Genomic DNA, 4,988 nt, shown 5'->3' on the forward strand with positions numbered 1-4,988 from the left:
GACGCCCAGGATCTCGGCAGCATTCTTGATGTGTAGAATGCGATGTTGTGAAAGGGCCTCGGATAAGACTGCGATGCGCCGGCCCCTGCGACTATCCATATCGCATGTCTCCCTTATCGTTTACACTGCAATAGTGTTCTGATGAAAATTTAACAAGGGACTGCCATTCCCATCTAGTTTTTCCCTCGACCTACGATCCGGCATTTGCGCCGAGATACAGCTTCTGCACCAGCCGGTTGCGCGCGACACGGCATATCGCCTCAATTTTATAGGGAAACCCCGCGATTTGAAATGAGAATTTGTGACTGATCTTCCATTTTTTGATGGAATGGTCACAATGTCGCATAAGTGGGTGCCCGACTTCGACTGCGGGAAGCAGGGGACCACGAGATCGACATTTCGACCGGCAGGGGCGACTTCGTTACGCCTCCGGTCGGGTGGCCCTCCGACCAGGGGCTTCATCCTTGCGACTGCTTAAGACATTCCTGGCTGCGCGTGCTACTCGCCGGCTTTCCTTGCTGCCGTTTCGATCACATCGGCGACCTTTTCCGGTTGGGATGCGAAGACGGCGTGGCTTGCCTTTATTTCAGTCACGTCGCTTCCGGCACGTTTTGCCATGTCACGTTCCAGCTCGGGGTTGATGGAGCGATCCTCGGTGGCGACGATCGACCAGCTTTTCTTCGTCCGCCATGCAGCCTGAGTGATCTTGGCGGAGAATGCCTGCTTTGCGGCGAAGACCTGTGACTTTGCCATGAAATCGGCTTCGGCTTGCGGAAGGTCGGCTGCGAAAGCTGCGGCGAAGGCGCCCGGATCGAGATAGAGATATTTGCCGTCCTTCGTTTCCTTTATATCCATGCTGCCGGCGTGCTTCGAGCTGGCGAGGCTGAGCAGACTTTCGCCCTTGTCTTGTTGGAACGCCGCGACATAGACCAGGCCCGCGACGGCGGGGTCGTTGCCAGCTTCGGTGATGACCATGCCGCCGTAGCTATGGCCGACGAGCAGGACCGGTCCGTCCTGAAGGTCGAGAACGCGCTTGGTCGCCGCCCCATCGTCGTCGAGCGAGGTGGTGGGCTGCTGGACGATGGTGACGTTGAAGCCGCGCTTCTCGAGAATGTCCGTCGCCTTGCGCCATCCCGAGCCGTCGGCCAGCGCGCCATGGACGATCACGATGTTCTTGACCGTGGCAGCCTCTGCTGCGAACGCGATGGCGGTGGTGGCAAATGCAAGTGCTGCAGTGAAAAGAAGACGTTTGTTCATGACTATCACTCCTTTGGTCGTTGTTGATGATCGCGATTGCTGCGTTCAGGTTCAGCCAAATGTGAAGGCGTAAGCCTGCACGCCGGGATCGAGGAAGCGGATCTCGAAGTTGCGGGCGGCGACCGTGCCGGACTGGCGGACGAGTTGATAAAGCCTCGTCGTGGTCACCGTGCCATTGCCATCGGCATCGACGTCTGACCCGTGATCGGGCCCTGGCGCCTTGCCGTCGATCTTCACCTGGAAGCGGATCGGCTTGTCGCCGGCGCCAGGCCCAAGAACGAGATGCAGATCGCGGGCGCTGAAGCGGTAGGTGATGCCGCCGCCCGGCTGATCAAGCGTCGCCTGATCCCGGCCGACGGTCCAGATTCCAGACAGGCCCCAGCCATTGAGGCCGGGTTCGGCGATCGAATAGCTTTTCGCCGTGTCGGCCTGCAGCCCTTCGGGAGAGGCGAAGTTCGCCGCCTGTTCGTAGCCGAGATAGGTTTCGCCGGAGCGGATATTGCCGAGATCAGGACCTGCTTCCACGCCCTTGGCATCCGGCACGACCGGCGCACTTGCCGTCGTTTGGCTGCCGGCTTCGCGCAGAAGGTCCTGAATGGCCTTTTCGGTCCTGTTATAATTGCCTTCGCCGAAATGGTGGTAGCGGATCTGGCCCTTGGCATCGATCAGATAAGCGGCAGGCCAGTAGCTGTTTTCGAAGGCGCGCCAGATGCCGTAGTCATTGTCGATCGCAACGGGATAGCCGATCTGGAAGTCGCCAATTGCCTTCTTGACGTTGTCGATCTTCTTCTCGAAGGCAAATTCCGGGGCATGGACGCCGATCACCACGAGACCCTGGGCCGCATATTTTTCGGCCCATGCTCTGACATAGGGGATGGTACGAATGCAGTTGATGCAGGAATAGGTCCAGAAATCGACGAGCACGATCTTGCCGCGCAGCTGTTCCGTGGTGAGAGGCTCAGAGTTCAGCCATTCGACCGCGCCGTCGAGCGAAGGGGCGGGGCCTTCGACGGGCAAGTCGCTACGGAAGGGGTTCTTCGCATCGGCTGCGGCGATCATCACTTCGTTGCTCGCCAGCTCGGAAGATGCGCCACTGAGCGGCTTTGCATGCAGCCTGTCGAGCACGGCCTGTTCCAGCGATGCGGTGCTGGCATAGGAGAGCCGGGCGAGCAGGCTGGTGTCGAGGCCGAGCGCGATGACGGCGACACCCGCCAACACGGCAGCGCCGAGCCCCTGACGAATCCTGTCGCCAACGCCGAGCGAACGCTTCATGGCGGTGAATATCCGGCCGCCGACAAGCAGGGCGACCGCAAGCGAACTTGCAGCACCAGCGGCATAAGCGATCAGCAGGAAGGTCGTCTGCAGATTAGCGCCCTGTAATGCGGCTCCGGTCAGCACAAGGCCGAGAATCGGACCGGCGCAGGGCGCCCAGAGCAGTCCGGTGGCGACGCCGAGAAGAAGCGAGCTTTTCACAGCCGTGGCGCCGCGTCCGCTGCCGGTGGCGTTGATAAGATTGTTGCCAAGGTCGACGACCGGGCGGGCAAGCGTGCTTGCGAAACGCGGTGAAAGCAGGCTTGCGCCGAAGAGAGCAAGCAGAACGATGGCGGCAAGGCGGCCATATTCATTGGCCCGAATGGCCCAGCTGCCGCCGACTGCGGCCAGTGTGGCGACCAGCGCGAAGGTGGCGGCCATGCCCGCCAGCATAGGCAGCGTGCTTCTGACGAAGGGCTGTCCGGCACGCGCGAAGACGAAGGGGAGGATGGGCAGGATGCACGGGCTGAGGATCGTCAGCGCGCCTCCGAGATAGGCAATGATCAGAAGTGTCATCATCGTTTCCTTTGAAACCGATTGATCGGGCTCTGGACGGCGATGGGGCCCGAACCAGCAACGCCGGGGATATGGCCGGGCGGACGTATCCCGGATGTGTCGGGTTTGGCTGGGAAATGTACCGAACCATTGCGATGAGGCGCGGACGATACAAAGCGATACAAACTACCGTCCCGGCGGTGGACCGCCGCGAAATGGCTGCTGCCGGTGGATGCTTTGCTCGGTCGGCGCGATTGTATCAGAATGTATCCCGATGGCCGGAAGCTACATCCGTATTCAAAAACCGAGGACTTGCGACATATGGTCGATACAAGCGCCGCGTCATATCCGCACTGTGATCCATTCGACAGGAGAGACCGATGTCAGAGCAAATCAACCATCACCGCCGCCGTTTCTTCGGCATGACGGCAGTCGCCCTTGCGGTCGTCGAGTTCGGCGTGGCCGGCATGGCCGCCGCCCAGTCGTCTGCGACGGCCGCATCGGTGCCAGCTATAAAGCCTGGAACCAACACGTCCTTCGAAGCGCTGAAACAGGTCAAGGCAGGCGTGCTCGACATCGGTTATGCCGAGGCGGGAAAGGCGGATGCCCCGGTCGTATTGCTGCTGCATGGCTGGCCCTATGACATCTATAGTTTCGTCGATGTCGCGCCGCTGCTTGCCGCGGCAGGCTACAGGGTGATCGTGCCTTATCTGCGCGGTTACGGGACGACGCGCTTCCTGGACGATCAGACGCCGCGTAACGGCCAGCCGTCAGCGCTCGCCGCCGACATGATCGCGCTGCTCGATGCGCTGGATATCGAGAAGGCTGTCATTGCTGGATACGACTGGGGTGGGCGGACCGCCAATATTATGGCGGCGCTCTGGCCCGAGCGCTGCAAGGCGATGGTATCTGTAAGCGGCTACCTGATCGGCAGCCAGGAGGCCAACAAGAAGCCGCTTCCGCCGAAAGCCGAACTTGCCTGGTGGTACCAGTTCTATTTCGCCACCGAACGCGGTCGTCAGGGATACGAGAGCAACACGCACGATTTCGCAAAGCTCATCTGGCAGACTGCTTCGCCGAAGTGGAACTTCGACGATGCGACATTCGACAGATCGGCCGCCGCCTTCGCCAATCCTGACCACGCCGCGATCGTCATTCACAATTACCGCTGGCGCCTCGGGCTTGCCGAAGGCGAGGCCAAGTATGATGCCTACGAGACGACGCTTGCCACAACGCCCATCATTTCGGTGCCGACCATCACCATGGAAGGTGATGCAAACGGTGCGCCGCATCCGGAGCCTTCCGCTTACGCCGGAAAATTCTCCGGCAAATACGAGCATCGCACGATCGGCGGCGGCATTGGCCACAACCTGCCTCAGGAAGCGCCGCAGGCTTTTGCGCAGGCGGTCATAGACGTCGATCGCTTCTAGGTCGACGATGCCGGTTGCAGAGCCTCGTTGCTCCGGCCGGCGGAATGTGCGTAGCTCGCGTCTGTCGCTTCGGTCAGCAACGAAGCGACAGACGCGGCCGATTCTATCGATAAGGAACAGGGAAATATGGATCATGTCGATCACATCCTGATCGTCGATGACGATCGCGAAATCCGCGAGCTGGTATCGGGCTATCTGCAGAAGAATGGTCTGCGCACGAGCGTTGCTGCCGACGGACGGCAGATGCGCAGTTTTGTCGAAGCCAATGCGGTCGACTTGATCGTGCTCGATCTGATGATGCCCGGCGATGACGGGCTGGTGCTGTGCCGCGAACTGCGCGCCGGCCGGCACAAGGCGATTCCGATCCTGATGCTGACGGCCCGCACCGACGAGATGGACAGGATACTCGGGCTGGAGATGGGCGCCGACGACTATCTTCCCAAGCCCTTTGCTGCGCGTGAGCTTCTCGCCCGCATCAAGGCGGTGCTGCGGCGC

4 protein-coding genes and 1 pseudogene are annotated in these 4,988 nt (G+C 60.7%); 2 read left to right on the forward strand and 3 right to left on the reverse strand.

All coding sequences use genetic code 11. The features are described from left to right. The 3 genes and pseudogenes from FY112_RS37535 to FY112_RS09100 all read right to left on the reverse strand — a co-directional run. A pseudogene (locus FY112_RS37535) lies at window positions 1-99 on the reverse strand (DeoR/GlpR transcriptional regulator); the annotation flags it as partial. 399 nt (window positions 100-498) lie between these two features. Next, window positions 499-1,257, reverse strand: coding sequence for an alpha/beta hydrolase (locus FY112_RS09095; protein ID WP_151518216.1), 759 nt, complete (start codon window positions 1,255-1,257; stop codon window positions 499-501). A gap of 51 nt (window positions 1,258-1,308) precedes the next feature. Continuing rightward, on the reverse strand, window positions 1,309-3,084 hold the full coding sequence (locus tag FY112_RS09100) for a cytochrome c biogenesis protein DipZ (protein WP_131718597.1): 1,776 nt from the start codon (window positions 3,082-3,084) through the stop codon (window positions 1,309-1,311). Window positions 3,085-3,443: 359 nt separating this feature from the next. Here FY112_RS09100 and FY112_RS09105 point away from each other — a divergent pair, with 359 nt between their 5' ends. Both FY112_RS09105 and FY112_RS09110 read left to right on the forward strand, forming a co-directional pair. Next, window positions 3,444-4,493, forward strand: a complete 1,050-nt coding sequence (locus FY112_RS09105) for an alpha/beta hydrolase (RefSeq protein WP_131619799.1) — start codon at window positions 3,444-3,446, stop codon at window positions 4,491-4,493. 126 nt (window positions 4,494-4,619) lie between these two features. Continuing rightward, the coding region (locus tag FY112_RS09110; protein ID WP_151518224.1) for a response regulator at window positions 4,620-4,988 on the forward strand (369 nt) is incomplete at its 3' end.

The organism is Rhizobium sp. PEPV16 (genome assembly GCF_008919455.1).
GTDB classification, from domain to species: Bacteria; Pseudomonadota; Alphaproteobacteria; order Rhizobiales; family Rhizobiaceae; genus Rhizobium; species Rhizobium leguminosarum_Q.